At 70.6% G+C, this 14,891-nt stretch carries 13 protein-coding genes and 1 pseudogene; 5 read left to right on the top strand and 9 right to left on the bottom strand.

What is annotated here, in order from left to right:
* Positions 1–50: 50 nt before the first annotated feature.
* Positions 51–1,304 (top strand): styrene monooxygenase/indole monooxygenase family protein, encoded by a 1,254-nt coding sequence (locus OHS81_RS11090; RefSeq protein ID WP_328384639.1) that lies wholly within the window; start codon positions 51–53, stop codon positions 1,302–1,304.
* 299 nt (positions 1,305–1,603) lie between these two features.
* Here the strand turns inward: OHS81_RS11090 and OHS81_RS11085 are convergent, their stop codons facing one another.
* The 3 genes from OHS81_RS11085 to OHS81_RS11075 all read right to left on the bottom strand — a co-directional run bounded on the left by OHS81_RS11085 (position 1,604) and on the right by OHS81_RS11075 (position 3,667).
* Entirely contained in the window at positions 1,604–1,870 is a 267-nt protein-coding gene (locus tag OHS81_RS11085) for a hypothetical protein (RefSeq protein ID WP_328384638.1), read from the bottom strand.
* 36 nt (positions 1,871–1,906) lie between these two features.
* Positions 1,907–2,647: a TetR/AcrR family transcriptional regulator gene (locus OHS81_RS11080; RefSeq protein WP_328384637.1), complete on the bottom strand. Its 741-nt coding sequence runs from the start codon at positions 2,645–2,647 to the stop codon at positions 1,907–1,909.
* A 72-nt stretch (positions 2,648–2,719) separates the two neighbouring features.
* On the bottom strand, positions 2,720–3,667 hold the full coding sequence (locus OHS81_RS11075; protein WP_328384636.1) for an AurF N-oxygenase family protein: 948 nt from the start codon (positions 3,665–3,667) through the stop codon (positions 2,720–2,722).
* Positions 3,668–3,842: 175 nt separating this feature from the next.
* On the opposite strand from OHS81_RS11075, the gene OHS81_RS11070 reads away from it, so the two are divergent.
* A complete protein-coding gene (locus tag OHS81_RS11070; protein ID WP_328384635.1) occupies positions 3,843–4,952 on the top strand; it encodes a ferritin-like domain-containing protein in 1,110 nt (369 codons plus the stop codon).
* Between the two features lie 43 nt (positions 4,953–4,995).
* Here the strand turns inward: OHS81_RS11070 and OHS81_RS11065 are convergent, their stop codons facing one another.
* On the bottom strand, positions 4,996–5,928 hold the full coding sequence (locus OHS81_RS11065; protein WP_328384634.1) for an alpha/beta fold hydrolase: 933 nt from the start codon (positions 5,926–5,928) through the stop codon (positions 4,996–4,998).
* Here OHS81_RS11065 and OHS81_RS11060 point away from each other — a divergent pair.
* Entirely contained in the window at positions 5,927–6,133 is a 207-nt protein-coding gene (locus OHS81_RS11060) for a hypothetical protein (RefSeq protein ID WP_328384633.1), read from the top strand. The genes OHS81_RS11065 and OHS81_RS11060 overlap by 2 nt on opposite strands.
* Before the next feature lie 41 nt (positions 6,134–6,174).
* Here OHS81_RS11060 and OHS81_RS11055 read toward each other — a convergent pair whose 3' ends face one another.
* The 4 genes and pseudogenes from OHS81_RS11055 to OHS81_RS11040 all read right to left on the bottom strand — a co-directional run.
* The gene (locus tag OHS81_RS11055) at positions 6,175–6,957 is read right to left on the bottom strand and encodes an ABC transporter ATP-binding protein (protein ID WP_328391047.1); all 783 of its coding nucleotides are present in this window, start codon (positions 6,955–6,957) and stop codon (positions 6,175–6,177) included.
* A gap of 283 nt (positions 6,958–7,240) precedes the next feature.
* Positions 7,241–7,726 (bottom strand): HD domain-containing protein, encoded by a 486-nt coding sequence (locus OHS81_RS11050; RefSeq protein WP_328384632.1) that lies wholly within the window; start codon positions 7,724–7,726, stop codon positions 7,241–7,243.
* A gap of 49 nt (positions 7,727–7,775) precedes the next feature.
* The gene (locus OHS81_RS11045) at positions 7,776–9,230 is read right to left on the bottom strand and encodes a penicillin-binding transpeptidase domain-containing protein (protein ID WP_328384631.1); all 1,455 of its coding nucleotides are present in this window, start codon (positions 9,228–9,230) and stop codon (positions 7,776–7,778) included.
* Positions 9,231–9,838: 608 nt separating this feature from the next.
* Positions 9,839–11,176, bottom strand: a pseudogene (locus OHS81_RS11040) (FtsW/RodA/SpoVE family cell cycle protein); the annotation flags it as partial.
* A gap of 382 nt (positions 11,177–11,558) precedes the next feature.
* Between OHS81_RS11040 and OHS81_RS11035 the strand changes: the two are divergent.
* Positions 11,559–12,071 carry a DUF6624 domain-containing protein gene (locus OHS81_RS11035; protein WP_328384630.1) on the top strand — a complete coding sequence of 171 codons (513 nt, stop codon included), beginning with the start codon at positions 11,559–11,561 and terminating at the stop codon, positions 12,069–12,071.
* Between the two features lie 50 nt (positions 12,072–12,121).
* Here the strand turns inward: OHS81_RS11035 and OHS81_RS11030 are convergent, their stop codons facing one another.
* Positions 12,122–12,493: a hypothetical protein gene (locus OHS81_RS11030; protein WP_328384629.1), complete on the bottom strand. Its 372-nt coding sequence runs from the start codon at positions 12,491–12,493 to the stop codon at positions 12,122–12,124.
* A 904-nt stretch (positions 12,494–13,397) separates the two neighbouring features.
* On the opposite strand from OHS81_RS11030, the gene OHS81_RS11025 reads away from it, so the two are divergent.
* On the top strand, positions 13,398–14,684 hold the full coding sequence (locus OHS81_RS11025; protein ID WP_328384628.1) for a cytochrome P450: 1,287 nt from the start codon (positions 13,398–13,400) through the stop codon (positions 14,682–14,684).
* Positions 14,685–14,891 lie beyond the last annotated feature (207 nt).

Here is a 14,891-nt window from a genome sequence, read left to right as displayed (position 1 = left end):
CCCCACGTCCCCCCTCAGAACACCAGCAGTAGCTAGAGAAGAGTGCCGCCATGCGGAAAATACTCGTCATCGGAGCCGGCCAGTCCGGTCTCCAGCTTGCCCTCGGCCTCCAGTCCCAGGGCTACGAGGTCACCCTCATGTCCAACCGCACCGCCGACGAGATCCGCGCCGGCCGTGTCATGTCGACGCAGTGCATGTTCCACACCGCGCTCCAGCACGAGCGCGACCTCCAGATCAACTTCTGGGAGAGCCAGGCCCCCCGCATCGAGGGCCTTGGCGTCTCGGTCGCCGCCCCCGGCAGCCATGAGGCGCCCGAGGGCTCGCAGCGCGCCATCGACTGGGTCGGCATGCTGGACGGCTACGCCCAGTCCGTCGACCAGCGGGTGAAGATGGCCGGCTGGATGGAGACCTTCGCGCAGCGCGGCGGCCAGCTCGTCATCCACGGCGCTTCCGTCTCCGACCTGGACTTCTTCGCGAGCCGCTACGACCTGACGCTGGTCTCGGCCGGCAAGGGCGAGCTGGTGTCGATGTTCGGCCGGGACGCCTCCCGCTCGCCGTACGACACCCCGCAGCGCGCGCTCGCCGTCTCCTACGTCCACGGCATGGGCCCGCGCCCCGAGCACCCCGAGTTCGACGCGGTGCGCTGCAACCTGGTGCCCGGCGTCGGCGAGCTGTTCGTCATGCCGACGTACACCACCTCGGGCCGCGCCGACATCCTCTTCTGGGAGGGCATACCCGGCGGTCCGCTGGACGCCTTCCAGGGCGTCAAGGACCCCAACGAGCACCTCGCCCTGACGCTGGAGCTGATGAAGAAGTTCCTGCCCTGGGAGTACGCCCGCGCCACCAAGGCCGAACTGACCGACGCCAACGGCACGCTGGCCGGCCGCTACGCCCCCACCGTGCGCAACCCCGTCGGCCGGCTGCCCTCCGGCGGTCTGGTGCTCGGCGTCGCGGACGTCGTGGTCGCCAACGACCCGATCACCGGCCAGGGCTCCAACTCGGCCTCCAAGTGCGCCGCCTCCTACCTGGCCTCCATCGTCGAGCGCGGCGACCGGCCGTTCGACGGGGAGTGGATGCAGAGCACCTTCGAGCGCTACTGGAACACCGCCCAGCACGTCACCAAGTGGACCAACGCGATGCTGGCCCCGCCGCCGGAGCACATCCTGAACCTCATCGGCGCGGCCGGCCAGCTGCAGCCCGTCGCCGACCGCTTCGCCAACGGGTTCAACGACCCGTCCGACTTCGAGAACTTCTTCTACGAGCCGGAGAAGACGAATGCGTATCTGGCGTCTTTGACCGGCTGATAACCGCCTGCGGCGGGGGCTGTCTTCCCACGTGGGCGTGTGCACCGCCGTGCTTTCCCCTCCCCACCTTCGGTGGGGAGGGGTGTTTTTTGCGGGCTGTCGCCGCGGCGCGTGTTTCATCGTGGTGGCGGTGACGGGCCTCCGGCGGTGGGTTGCGGGACTGCTGCGCTTTACGTCCCGCAACCCACCGCCTCCGGCCCATCACCTCGCGTGGGGCGGCGGCTGTCCGTGGGGAAGGGATGCGGTTCTCGCTCGGGCGCGGGGCCGTTCAGCGGGGTTGCGGCAGGGCGGCTGCCGGTTCAACGGGGCTTGCGCCAGGGCCACTTGGGCCCGTCGTCCGGCGCCTTGCCCTCCGGGGCGTACTCGTACTTCCATCCGCTGGGCAGGCCCAGGCGGCCCACCCGTGCCGGGACGCGGCGGTAGACGTGCACCGTCGGCGGCCGGCCGTCGTCGTGCGGCACCGGGACCTCGTACGTCTTCGGCGGCTGGCCGGTCGCGCCGACCAGGACGGGCAGTACCCGGCCGTCCAGCGGGCCCCCGACGAAGAGGGTGTTCTCGCTTCTCACGCCCTCAGTGTCACACCGCCGCCGCGCAGGCGCCGGTCACAGCAGATGCGCGGCGTCGCTCACGACGGGCAGGATGCGGCGGGCCAGGTCACCGGCCGGGCCGTCGGCGGTCTCCAGCTTCAGCGCCGCCCGGGTCACCCGCGCGGTCTGCGGGTCCGTGGCCGCGGTGGCGGTCAGCAGCGCGATGAAGTGGTCGACCAGCCAGTCCCGCAGCTCGTCGAGGGCCGGCTGCTTGTCCTCGTCCAGCCAGATCAGCGAGGCGGCCTCGACAGCGGTGATCCACATACGCACGGTCATCCGCAGCCGCAGGCCCGGCTCCGGCTCGCCCAGATGCCGCAGGATCTGGTCGGCGGCGGCGCGCCGTACCTCGTCCACGATCGCGGACGTACGGGTGGTCTCCACGACGCTGCCGCCCTGCAGCAGCGCGCTGAACCCCGCGTCGTGCTCGTCGACGAAGGCCAGATAGCGGTCCAGAGCGCGCGAGAGCCGACGGGTCAGCGGTCCGGTGTCCGGTTCGGCGAAGCAGCGCTCCAGGACATCGGCCGCGCTGCGCAGCGCGGCCTCGTACAACTGCTGCTTGCCGCCGGGGAAGTAGCGGTAGACCAGCGGGCGCGAGACCTCGGCGGCGGTGGCGACATCGTCCAGCGAGACGTCCTCGGGCGCGCGGTGCGCGAACAGGCCCAGCGCGGCGGTGAGCAGTTGGCTGCGGCGCTGCTCGACGCTCAGCCTGCGGTAGGCGGGTCGGGGTACTGCTGGGGCGGTGCCGCTGCCGTTCATGAACAGCAGCGTAACCGCCCCGGGTTCGGGCTCGCACAGGTGCTCGGGGTGTACGGGGTCCATGCCGGGGCCTCAGGCCAGCAGTCCCGAGCTGCGCCACAGCCTGCGGCCCACACCGCGCAGTACGCCGATCTCGTCCAGGAAATCGGTCAGCCGCCGGGCGCCGGACTGCATCACCTCGCGGCGGTGGCCACTGGCCTTGACCTGGGCGACGGCCTCGCGCCGGTCCAGGCCCACGTGGGTGTAGACGGCCGGGTTGACGAAGGCGACGGAGAAGACCCGGGCCGCCTCGCCGGAGCTGATGCGGGTCAACTCGCGCTCCCAGCGCGGCGCGGTGACCATCTGGCGGCGCAGCTCCTCACGGGCGTAGCGCACATGCCGGGCCTCCTCGACGACATGGATGCGGGTCACTCCGCGCACGATCGTCTGCACCCGCTCGTCCGGGAACGTCAGCCGCTGCATCCAGTCCAGGATCTCCTCGCCGAGCAGGGTGCAGGCGAACGAGCCCGGGGTGGTGGAGACGGTCTTGAGGACGCGGGCGAGCTGGTGGTTGAGCCGGGAGACCGGGTACGCCGGCGCGCCGCCCTTCTGGATCATGCGCGCGAACATCTTGGAGTGCCGGCACTCGTCGGCGATCTCGGTGAGGGCGTAGCGGACATGCGCGCTGGTCACCGGCTTGTCGTAGATGTGCCGGACGAGCAGCTGCATCAGGATGATCTCGAACCAGATGCCCAGCGAGGCGAGCGAGGCGGCCTCGTGCCGGGAGAGGTCCTGCTGCTGTTCGAGCGACATCCGCTTCCACAGCGGGGTGTCGTAGAGCGAGACCAGCTCCGGCGGCCAGAACCACTTGCCCTCTTCGAGGGGGGCGTCCCAGTCGAGTGCGGTGTCGGGGTCGAAGGAGTGCTTGGTGGAGGAGTCGAGCAGCCGCTCGGCGACCTGCTCCCGGTCCTTGAGCAGGCCGAGGGCGTCCCGCAGGAGCCCGGTGTCCTTCGCGGTCATCTCGGTGGGTGCGCTCGTCATGGCTGTGGCTACCTCGCTGGTGGATCAGGGCCGGCCTGCGGTCACCTCTTATGAGACTCCGTGTCAGTAAGGGCGTCAATCCCCTGTGCGCGACTTATTGACCCGTCGGTAAGAAACGTGTGAGCCTGCCAACGACCGCCCATGACAAGGCGTTTGGCGAGCCGAGGAGGCGTCCGTGTCGACCCGAGATCTCTACGTACAAGGCCCTGGCGACCCCGTGTGGAAGGTGCCCGCCTCCGGCGCGGCACGCTTCAGCTGGGACTACGACGACGGGCGCGACCGGCTGCTGGCCCTCTACCAGAAGGGCAAGGACAAGCAGTGGGACGCCACCTTGCGGATCGACTGGGACCAGGAGGTCGACCCCGGTGACCCGCTCGGCACCCCGGACGAGTCCATGTCCCTGTACGGCACCAGGTACTGGGACAAAATGACCGATAAGGACCGTGGTGAACTGCGTCAGCACTACACCTCCTGGCAGTTCAGCCAGTTCCTGCACGGCGAACAGGGCGCCATGGTCTGCGCGGCACGGATCGTGGAATCCGTCCCGGACCTCGACGCGAAGTTCTACTCCGCCACCCAGACCATGGACGAGGCGCGGCACGCCGAGATCTACAGCCGCTTCCTCCGGGAGAAGATCGGGATGCTCTACCCGATCAACGACAATCTCCAGGCGCTGCTCTCCGACACCCTCAAGGACTCCCGCTGGGACATGCCGTACCTCGGCATGCAGGTGCTGATCGAGGGCCTGGCGCTGGCCGCCTTCGGCATGATCCGCGACACCACCACCAAGCCCCTGCCGAAGCAGATCCTCGCCTACGTCATGCAGGACGAGGCGCGCCATGTCGCCTTCGGCCGCATGGCGCTGCGCGACTACTACAAGCAGCTCACCGACGCCGAACTGCGCGAACGCGAGGAGTTCGTCATCGAGGGCTGCTACTTGATGCGCGACCGCCTGCGCGGCCTGGAAGTCCTCGAAAACTTCGGCATTCCGCACGACGAAGCGGCCGAATTCACCGAGAACTCCGAATTCCTGCACCTCTTCCGCAAGCTGCTCTTCAGCCGGATCGTGCCCTGTGTGAAGGACATCGGCCTGTGGGGCGAACGTCTCCAGCGCGCCTATGTGGACATGGGTGTCTTCGAGATGGGCGACTCCAATCTCGATCTGCTCATGGCCGAGGACGAAGAAATCGCCGAAAAGCTCGACGCGGAGCGCTTCGCGGCCGAGGAGGAGGCCCGTACGGCGGAGGTCGCGGCGGCCATCGCGGAGGGCGCGGACGAGGGCTGAGCGGGAGCCGTGCCTACGGGGCCCGGCCGTCCGGGAGCCGTGCCTACGGGGCCGTGCCGTCCGGGAGCCGGTCCTGCAGGAAGTCCCGCACCCGGCGGCCGAGTTCGGCGGCCTGGCCGTACGGCATGGAGTGGTGGCCCACGCCCGTCACGGTCCCGATCCGTACGCCCGGCGTCCGTTCGGCCTGTGCGGCGACCCGGCGCAGGGAGTGTGCCCGGCTCTGCTCCGCCAGCAGCACCAGGGTCGGCACCGGCGCTCCGCCCGGCCCGGCGATGTCCGGGCGCGGCCCCGTGACCACCTTCGCGGTGCGGAACTCGGCGCCGCCCAGGCCCATCAGCCGCACCAATTCCGGGGCGGGCGGCGCACCCCCCGTCTCCCACTCCAGGAACCGCCGGGTGCTCCGCTCGCCGGGCCGTACGAACAGCGGCAGCGCATGCAGCAGATACGACGGCCGGAACCCGGCGAAACACTGGGTGGGATCGAGCAGCACCAGCCGCTCCACCTTGTTCGGCGTCCCGGGGGAGCGGGAGGGATGTCGCCCGGCGGCGTGCGCCGCATAACTCAGCGCGAGCCAGCCGCCGTACGAGTGCCCGAGCAGCGCGGCCGACTCCAGGCCGAGGCCGCTGAGCACACCGTCGAGCCAGGCGAACAGATCCTCCGGCCGCCGCAGCGCCCGTCCGGAGTGCACGCTGAGTCCCGGCGCGCCGATCTGGTCCACCGCATGGACCCGGTGTGTACGGGCGAGCTCGGCGGCCTGGGCGTACCAGAGGGCCGAGGTCGTGCCGCCGCCGTGCAGCAGGACCAGCGGCGGGGCATCGGCCGGCCCGCAGACATTGACCCGGGTGCTGCCGAACTCCGATGGCAGATCGAGCCGTTCCACCGGGACCGGCCAGAGCGCCATGGCCTGCTCGTAGGCGGCGCGAAAGGCGGCGGAGGGGGAGTGCGCGGGAGAGCGTGTGGCGCGGGCTGCAGTCATGGGGCACCCCCGGAAACGGTCGGGAGCGGCGAACGAGAGCCTCGCCAACCCCTCGTTCGGCAAGTATCTCGCTGAACGGGTCCAGTCGTTCTTCGGCCCGCTGATCGACCGCACGATCGACCTGCTCGCCACCTTCGAGGCCGGGGAACAGGCGGCGATCCGGCGGTTCCTGAGCGGGGTGCGGGACGCGGCCGGGGAAGGGTAGGAGGCGCCCGCCGGGAGGGTGGCGGGCGGAGGGAGAGAGGACTACCGCCTGCCGGACCGGGCCAGCCACCGCCCCTCGTGCCGGGACACCTCGATCGGACGGCCGAAGCACGCGGTCATCCGCGCTCCTGTCAGCACCTCGTCCACCGGGCCGCGCGCCTGCACCCGGCCCTCGCGCAGCAGCAGGGCGTGGCCGATGGACGGCGACAGCTCCTCCAGATGGTGGGTGACCGTCACGGTCGCCAACTCCGGCCGCGCCAGGGCCAGCCGGTGCAGCGCATCGATCAGATCCTCGCGGGAGGGCAGATCGAGCGCGTTGAACGGCTCGTCGAGCAGCAGCAGCCGGGGGTCGGCCATCAGGGCGCGGGCGATCAGGATCCTGGCCCGCTGGCCGCCCGAGCACACCCCGAACGGCCGCTCCGCCAGCTCCTTGCAGTCCAGCTCGGCAAGCAGCTCATGGGCGCGCTCACGGGTCGCCTCGTCGTACTTGCGCCACAACGGCTGCACGGTGCCGGTCGCCCCGGTCAGGACGACCGTGTGGCCCGTGGCGTCCTGCGGAACCTTCTGTGCGCCGGAGACCAGTCCGATGACGGCGCGCAGCTCGCGGACGTCCACCGAGCCGAGCCGGTGCCCCAGCACCTCGACGCTGCCGACGGTCGGGAACATCAGCGCCCCGACGAGCCGCAGGATGGTGGTCTTGCCCGCGCCGTTCGCACCGAGCAGTGCCCAGTGCTCACCGGACCGTACGCTCCAGTCGACGGCGTCGAGGATGACCTGGCCGGTGGTGTACCGCCGGACGCCGACGCCCTCCAGGGCGGCGATCACGCGGGCTTCTCCGGCGGTCGGCTGCGGAGCGGGCCGCGCCGGGGACGACGCGGACGGCACGGACTCCCGGGGCTGCGGCGGCTGCGACGGCTGTGTCGAAGGCTGCGTAGAGCTCATCGCCGCAGACTAGCTGCGTACGACACCTTTCTGCGGAGGTGTCCGATGTGTGGACCCCACCGCCGCAACGCAAACCGGCAACGCAAACCGGCAACGGAAGCCGAAAACGGAAACCGGCGACGGAAATCGCAACGGAAACCGGCAAAGGGGCATAGCCCGGCGCCCGTTACCGCCGGGGCAGCCCCAACAGCTCCCGCACCCGCGCGTACTTCGCCGTCAGCCGCTCCCGCGTCGGCGCGTCCAGCGCGGCCAGCCGCTCCGGGTCGGCGTTGTGCGCGAGATCGGACTCCTTGACCAGCAGCGCCCCGGGCGTGGCCAGGATGCGCGCGGTGTACTCCTCGACCGGTTCGTCCACCCGCTTGGTGACGGCCAGGATCATCGCCTTGGTCGTCTCGCCCAGCGCCGCACCGGCCAGCCACTCCCGGCTCAGCGCCCCGTCCTCGACCGCGTCGTGCAGCCAGGCCGCGGCGATCTGCTCATCGCTGCCGCCCCGCTCGCGTACCCCCGCCGCGACCGCGGCCAGGTGTTCGGCATACGGGCGGCCCGCCTTGTCGGTCTGACCCGAGTGCGCGCGCCGGGCCAGCGCCGCCACCTCGGCCAGGGACAACAGCGGGGGCGGAGCAGGTTCCATGGACGGGATCGCATCAGCCATACGGCCATTGTGACGCCGGGACGGGCAAGGGGTCACACCGCGAAGAACCTCAGCCCAGAGCGGCCGCCATCACCGCCCGTGCGATCGGCGCCGCGCTCCCCCCGCCGCTGATGTCCGCACGGTCGGCGGCCGCGTCCTCGACCACCACGGCCACGGCCACGGCCGGCTCGTAGCCGTCCTTCTGCCGCGCCCAGGAGATGAACCAGGCGTACGGCGTGCCCTCGTTGTGCACGCCGTGCTGCGCGGTGCCGGTCTTGCCGCCGACCGTGACGCCCTTGATCGCGGCGAGCCGCCCGCTGCCGTGCTCGACGACGTCGACCATCATGTCCTGGAGCTGCTGCGCCGTGACCGGATTGGTCACCTGGCGGGTGGGGCGGTGCGGATCGCCCGCGACCACCACACCCCTGGCATCGGTCACCTTGTCGATGAGCGAGGGCGCCGTCAGCTGGCCCCCGTCGGCGACCGCCGCCGCGACCATCGCCATCTGGAGCGGTGTGGCGGCGGTGTCGTACTGCCCGATGGCGGAGAGCGCGACCTGCGAGGCGTCCATCCGCGTATCGAAGTTGCTCGGCGCGACGGGCGCGGGGATGGACAGCCGCCGGTCGTTGAAGCCGAACCTCCGGGCCGTATCGGCCATGCGGCGCAGTCCGATCTGCGCGCCCAGCCGCGCGAAGACGGTGTTGCACGAGGCCCGGAAGGCGTCCTTGAGCGACGCGTCCTCGCAGCCCTTCGCGGCATTGCCGAGCCGGGTGTCGGTGCCGGGCAGCGGGTAGGGGTCGGGCGAATCGGTGGGCGCGTCGATATCGGTGACCTTGCCGCTCTCCAGCGCCGCCGCCGCGGTGACGACCTTGAACGTGGAGCCGGGCGGATAGGTCTGGCGCAGCGCCCGGTTGAGCATCGGCTGCTGCTCGGCGCCGTTCAGCCGGTGCCAGGCCTCGGTGACCCCGGCGCCGTTGCCGGACAGCTCGCCCGGGTCGTACGACGGTGTGCTGACCAGCGCCAGGATCCGTCCGGTACGCGGCTCGATCGCGGCCACCGCGCCCTTCTTGTCCCCCAGCCCGTCGAACGCGGCGCGCTGCATCCGTGGGTTGATGGTGGTGTGGACGCTGCCGCCCGGCCGGTGGGCGTGGGTCAGCCGGTCCCACCAGGGGAAGGTGGCGAGCCGGTCGTCGGCCCCGGAGAGGACGCCGTCCTCGGCGCTCTCCAGCAGGGAGGTCCCGTAGGTCTGCGAGGAGTAGCCGGTGACCGGCGCGTACAGCGGCCCGTCGGTATAGGTGCGCTCGTAGCGCAGCCGCCCCCCGCTGTCCCGGGAACCGGTGACCGCGCGGCCGGCGACGAGCACGGCACCGCGCGGCTGTGCGTAACGGACGATCGGCCCCCGGCGGTTGGCCGGACTGGCGCTGAAGCGTTCCGCGTCGACGACCTGTACCCGGGTGGCGTTGACCAGCAGCGCCACGAGGAGGAGGAAGGAGAAGGCCGCGGTGAGGCGAATACAGCGGATCAACGGCCGGCCTCCGGGGAGCGAGCGTCCTCGACGGGCGCCGGCGACGGGGCGGCCGGCGGCCGGCCCTGCGCCCGCGACGCGCTCTTCTCCTCGGCCCCTCTCCGCTCCCCGGACCCCCTTTGCTCCCCGGAAACTCTCTGCTCCTTGGCCCCCCTCTGCTCCGCGGCCCCGCTCACCGCCTCCGGCACCTGCGGCTTGGCCGGCTTCAGAAAACCGGCCACCCAACTCCCGGCCCCGAGTCCCGCGCCGCTCCCGGGAAGGCTCGCCGCACTGCTCCTGCCGCCCTGCGTGCCCGCACTTCTGCCGTCGTGCACACCCGCACTCCTGCCGTCGTGCACACCCGCACTCCTGCCGTCGTGCACACCCGCACTCCTGCCCTCGTACCGGCCCGCGCTCCTGCCGCCGCTGGCGCCCGCAGTCTCGGCGGCATGCGCCACACCGCTCCTGGCCTCGTCCGCCGTCTCGTCCGCCGTCTCGTCCGTGGACTCGCCCGCCGGCCCGGCCGCCGCGCTGCCGCCCGCCGAGGGAGGCCCGGCAGCACTCCCCGCCCTCCGGCTCCTCCTCCCGCCCCTCCTCCCACGGCCGGTCCCCTCCCCCTCCGCACCCGCCGGCATCCGCGCCCTGTTACTGATCCGCAGCAGCAGCGCGATGATGATCCAGTTCGTGACGACGGACGACCCGCCCTGCGCCAGGAACGGCATCGCCATCCCCGTGAGCGGAATCAGCCCCATCACCCCGCCCGCGATCACAAAGACCTGGATGGCGGGCAGCGCCGCGAGGCCCACGGCGAGCAGGCTGCCGAACGGGTCCCGCACGGCGACCGCGGCACGGTAACCGCACGCCACGAGCAGCGCGTACAGCAGGAACAGCGCGGTCAGCCCGGCCAGCCCCAGCTCCTCGCCATAGGTCGCCAGGATGAAATCGGACTTCATGGCGAAGCCGATCAGATACGAGTGGCCCTGGCCGAGGCCGGTGCCGAACATCCCGCCGGCGGCGAACGCGAACAGCGACTGGGCGAGCTGACCGGGCCCCTTGCCCGCCGCGATACCGGCGAACGGGTGCTGCCAGTCCTCGACCCGGCTGTGCACATGCGGCTCCAGCGTGCCGACGGCGGCCGCCCCGATGCCCGCCAGGAACAGCCCGATCGCGATCCAGCCGGTCCGCCCGGTCGCCACGTACAGCAGGACGACAAAGATCCCGAAGAACAGCAGCGAGGTCCCCAGGTCGCGTTCGAGCACCAGCACGGCGACGCTGACCAGCCAGATCGCGACGATCGGCCCGAGCACCCGGCCGGTCGGGAGCCGTAGCCGCCACATCCGGCGCCCGGTGTGCGCCAGCGCGCCGTGATTGGCGGCGAGGTAGCCCGCGAAGAAGACGGTGATCAGCACCTTGGCGAACTCGCCCGGCTGCAGGGAAAATCCGGCGAAACGGATCCAGATCTTCGCCCCGTTGACGGCGGGAAAGAGAATCGGCGCCGCCATGAGCACGAGCGCCAGTGCCGCGCACACATAGGCGTACCGCTGCAGCATGCGGTGGTCCCGCAGCAGCACCACCACCGCCGTGAACAGTGCGACGCCGACGGCCGACCACAGCAGCTGGGTGGGTGCGGCGTGGTTGCGGGGCGTCTCCTGGTCGAGCCGGAAGATCAGCACCAGCCCGACGCCGTTGAGCAGCACGGCAGTGGGAAGCAGCAGCGGATCGGCGTACGGGGCGCGGAAGCGTACGGCGAGATGCGCGAGCAGCGCGAGCCCGCCGAGCCCCGCGCCATAGCGGACCGCACCACCCGGCAGGGCATGCCACCGGGCCAGCCCCACCGCCACATATCCGCAGACGCTGATGAGGACGGCGCCTAAGAGGAGGGCCAGTTCGACGCCCCGCCGCTTGGGGAGTGACGGCAAGGGTGGGGGAGTGTCCGCCGGGCGCGCGGCAGCCGTCGCCCTTGCCATTGCCGTCATGCCTGGCAACGTAGCAAGCGGCGGCCGCTATTTCCGTTATGTCGGATACGACGTTCGGGCGTCCGCGCGTAGACGGCTCCCCGTGGGCGCTTACGTCTGTGGGTCGCCTGTGTGTCGCGTCTGTGGGTCGCCCATGTGTCGCCGCGGCTGCGGGCCACCTCACCGCACCGGACAGGGCCGCACTCGTTCCGGCACTCTTTCCGGCGTAGATCCAGTATCCCCCGATCCGGCCCTCTCCGTCACCGTTCTCCGGAATGATCTTCGCGCCGCGAAAGGCCCCTAGCGTGGTGGACCGGAACAGGCGCAGACCACGGGCGCCGACCCCAGGCGAAGACCGTGCACGCAGACCGCGTGCACGGACCGAGGAGCGAACGTGACACACGACAACAACACGGCGGCCCTGTCGGCGGAACTCATCCGCATGGCTCAGGCGGACCAGAGCGCTTCACCCGGCGCGAACAGCGAGAACCCCGCGGAGCAACTGGCCTGGCGCCGCCTCACCGCGCAGCACGGCGACCGGCTCCACCAGATCATGGACGAGTACGGCTGGCCGACGGCGGAACGCGTCGGTGCCGATGCCGCTCGCGGCGCCTGGCTGGTGGCGCAGCACGCCGACCGTCAGCTCGATGTGCAGCGGCGTGCGCTCCGGCTCATGGAGCAGGCGGTGGAGGCGGGCTCGGCAAGCCCGCGCGAGCTGGCCTTCCTGCGCGACCGGACGCTGGTGAACGAGGGCCGCAAACAGATCTACGGCACACAGATCGCGGGCATCGTCGGGGGCGCACCCGTCCCGTGGCCCTGCGAAGACCCCGAGCGCATGGACGTCCTGCGAGGCGAGGTGGGTATCGAGCCCTTCGACGAGTACGTCGCCCAGTTCGCGGTGAGCTGAGGCGCGACTCGGGGTCTTGGTGTTCCGGGCCGCAAGATCGGGCCTCGGCCTCAACACCAGCGAGGGGCCTCCCCGTCGCTCACGATGTCCCGCCGGGAGGACCAGGCGTACGACGCATCGGAGAGCTTGTACCAGACGGGGTTCCCCTCGATGCGCTCCGCCTTGACCCGGCAGACGATCCCCACCCTGGACCCGTACTCCTTCGAACCGACCACGCGGTAGCGGGTGCTCGGGCCGATGCGCACCACCAGCCCGTCCTCGGCGACGACATGGCCCTCGTGTACGGCGAAGTTGTCGCCCTCGCTCCCGTCGGACGCCAGGGCCGGGCCGGCCGCGACGACTCCGGCCGGCACACCGGAAAGAACACACAGGGCGAACAGGCCGAACAGGCCGCACTTGCCGGACTTCGACTGCGGAAACATGCGCTTCCTCCTGCGAAGGGGAGAGTCCCCGGGGAGGGATTCCCTGCGGGACGAGATGAGCGAAGCTGCCGGGCGTCGCCTGACGGACGGGTCGGGGCCTGTGCCCCGCCGGTGCGGTGCCTGTCGCACCCTTCCCCGGCTGTGAGTGCGGCTTCCCGCTACCGCGCCGCTCTCTGGCGCCACGCCGGTCCCGCCGCTCACTTTCGTTCCCTCCTCACGCTAAGCAGGCTCCGGAGGGTCCGCAACTCATCACAATCCGTAATGATGCGAGTTGGCAGGTCTCACCCACTCGGCTCCGGTCGCTCTCACCGGACACCGGAATCGCCCCCTCCCTCCCCTTTCTTGCCTGCCTCCGCTCCTTCTCCCTCCATGCCCCAACGAGCCCTCAGGGCAGCACCCTTGTCGCACCCGCCACTGCGAACCCGCCGCCCGGAACCACGGATTGCCCCCCCGGGGCCGGCAGGGGGGGCGCGGCGGCGACGGGTGCAGGCCAATGAAGGAGGGTGGCGGCCGCGGGGGCTGCGGAGGGGTGTGCCCGAGAAGGAATCAAGGACGCCTCAAGGGCATCTCAAGGGCGTCCCGGGGGCACATCGGGGGTATCTCAGGGGCACCTCAGGGCCCACTCGGGGTCATTCCGGGTTGTTCCGTGAACGCGCCCAATGGCACTTTGTAAACTCGTCCAGACCGAATAGAAGAAGAAGGCCGAGGCCGAGCTCGTCACGCTGATGCGGGCGACCGAAGACATCGGTCGATGGCATGGACCAGTGCCATGACCACCGTAAGCGAGGGGCTATGGCGTACGTCACACCGGTGCACGCCGAGTGGAGGTTCCGTGCCGCCCCGGCCGCCTTGGGTCGCGGAGCGCGGGGGACCGTCCCCCTCGACGAAAGGCAGTATTAGCGTCATGACGACTCTCCGTTCCCGGATCATCGCCTGGGCCGGCCGTATGTATCTGGCGAGAACCCGGAAGAAAGGCTTCGACCTGTCTCGGATGTCTTTCTTGCCCGAGTCCGTCCTGATGCCCTTGCGACGCGATGGGCTCGACCCTGTGGGCGATCTGGCCGCCGTCCGGGAGCGGGAGCCCGTCAGCAAGCTCCCCGTGCCGATTGCCGCCAACGTCTGGCTGGTCACCGGCTACGACGAGGTCAAGGCCGTCCTGGGGAAGGCCAATGCCTTCAGTTCGGACTTCACCAACCTCGTCGGCAAGGCCGGCGCCGGTGCCGAACAGAACCCCGGTGGACTCGGATTCGCCGACCCGCCGGTGCACACCCGGCTCCGTCGTCTCCTGACGCCCGAATTCACCATGCGCCGCCTCAGCCGGCTCACCCCCCGTATCCACGAGATCGTCGAGGAACGCCTCGACGCCATGGAAAAGGAGGGGAAAAACGGAGATCCGGTCGACATCGTCCACTCTTTCGCCCTCCCCATCCCGTCCCTCGTTATTTGTGAACTCCTCGGCGTCCCCTATGAAGACCGCGCCGACTTCGAACGCCTCAGTGCCGCCCGCTTCGACCTTTTCAGTGGCGCAAACGCCTCCTTCGGTGCCATATCCGAATCCCTTTCCTATTTCCGGGACATCGTCAAAAAGCAGCGCGAAAATCCGGGCGACGGCCTGCTCGGGATGATCGTGAAGGAACACGGCGACTCGGTCAGCGACGAAGAACTCGCGGGCCTCGCCGACGGCGTCCTCACCGGCGGCTTCGAAACCACCGCCAGCATGCTGGCCCTCGGTGCCCTGGTCCTCCTCCAGGACCCCAAGCACTTCGCGGCCCTCCTCGACGGCGACGACGTCGTCGACGGCTACGTCGAGGAACTTCTCCGGTACCTGACCGTCGTCCAGGTCGCTTTCCCGCGCTTCGCCCGTGAGGACCTGGAAATCGGCGGTGTCCGGATCGCCTCCGGAGATGTGGTGCTGTGCTCCCTGAGCGGCGCGGACCGGGACGGCAAACTGGGCCCGGAAATGGAACAGTTCGACCCCACCCGCAATGTCCCCTCCCACCTCGCCTTCGGTTACGGAATCCACCGCTGCGTAGGCGCTGAGTTGGCCCGCATGGAACTCCGCGCCGCCTACCCCGCTTTGGTGCGCCGCTTCCCGAACATGCGCCTCGCCGCCACACCGGAGGAACTGGAATTCCGCAAACTCTCGATCGTCTACGGAATCGAATCCCTCCCGGTCCGGCTGGACGGCTGACCGCAACCCCTGCCCCGCGTCCCGGATCCGACCGGGCACCCGGCCGAGGGGCCCGGTGCCCGGCTTCCGCCGGAACCGCTCTGCTGCAAGAACGGCTGGCCGAGGACCCGGACTTCAAGCAGGCGCTTTCGCTGCGTGCCGCCCGCGAACTGATCGCCATCCACGCTGCGGACCTCCACCGCAACGGCTGTACCCACCTGCTGATCG

Origin of the sequence: Streptomyces sp. NBC_00400 (assembly GCF_036048035.1) — a bacterium.
Taxonomy (GTDB): Bacteria; Actinomycetota; Actinomycetes; order Streptomycetales; family Streptomycetaceae; genus Streptomyces.
This window is presented reverse-complemented; position numbering and strand designations above follow the sequence as displayed.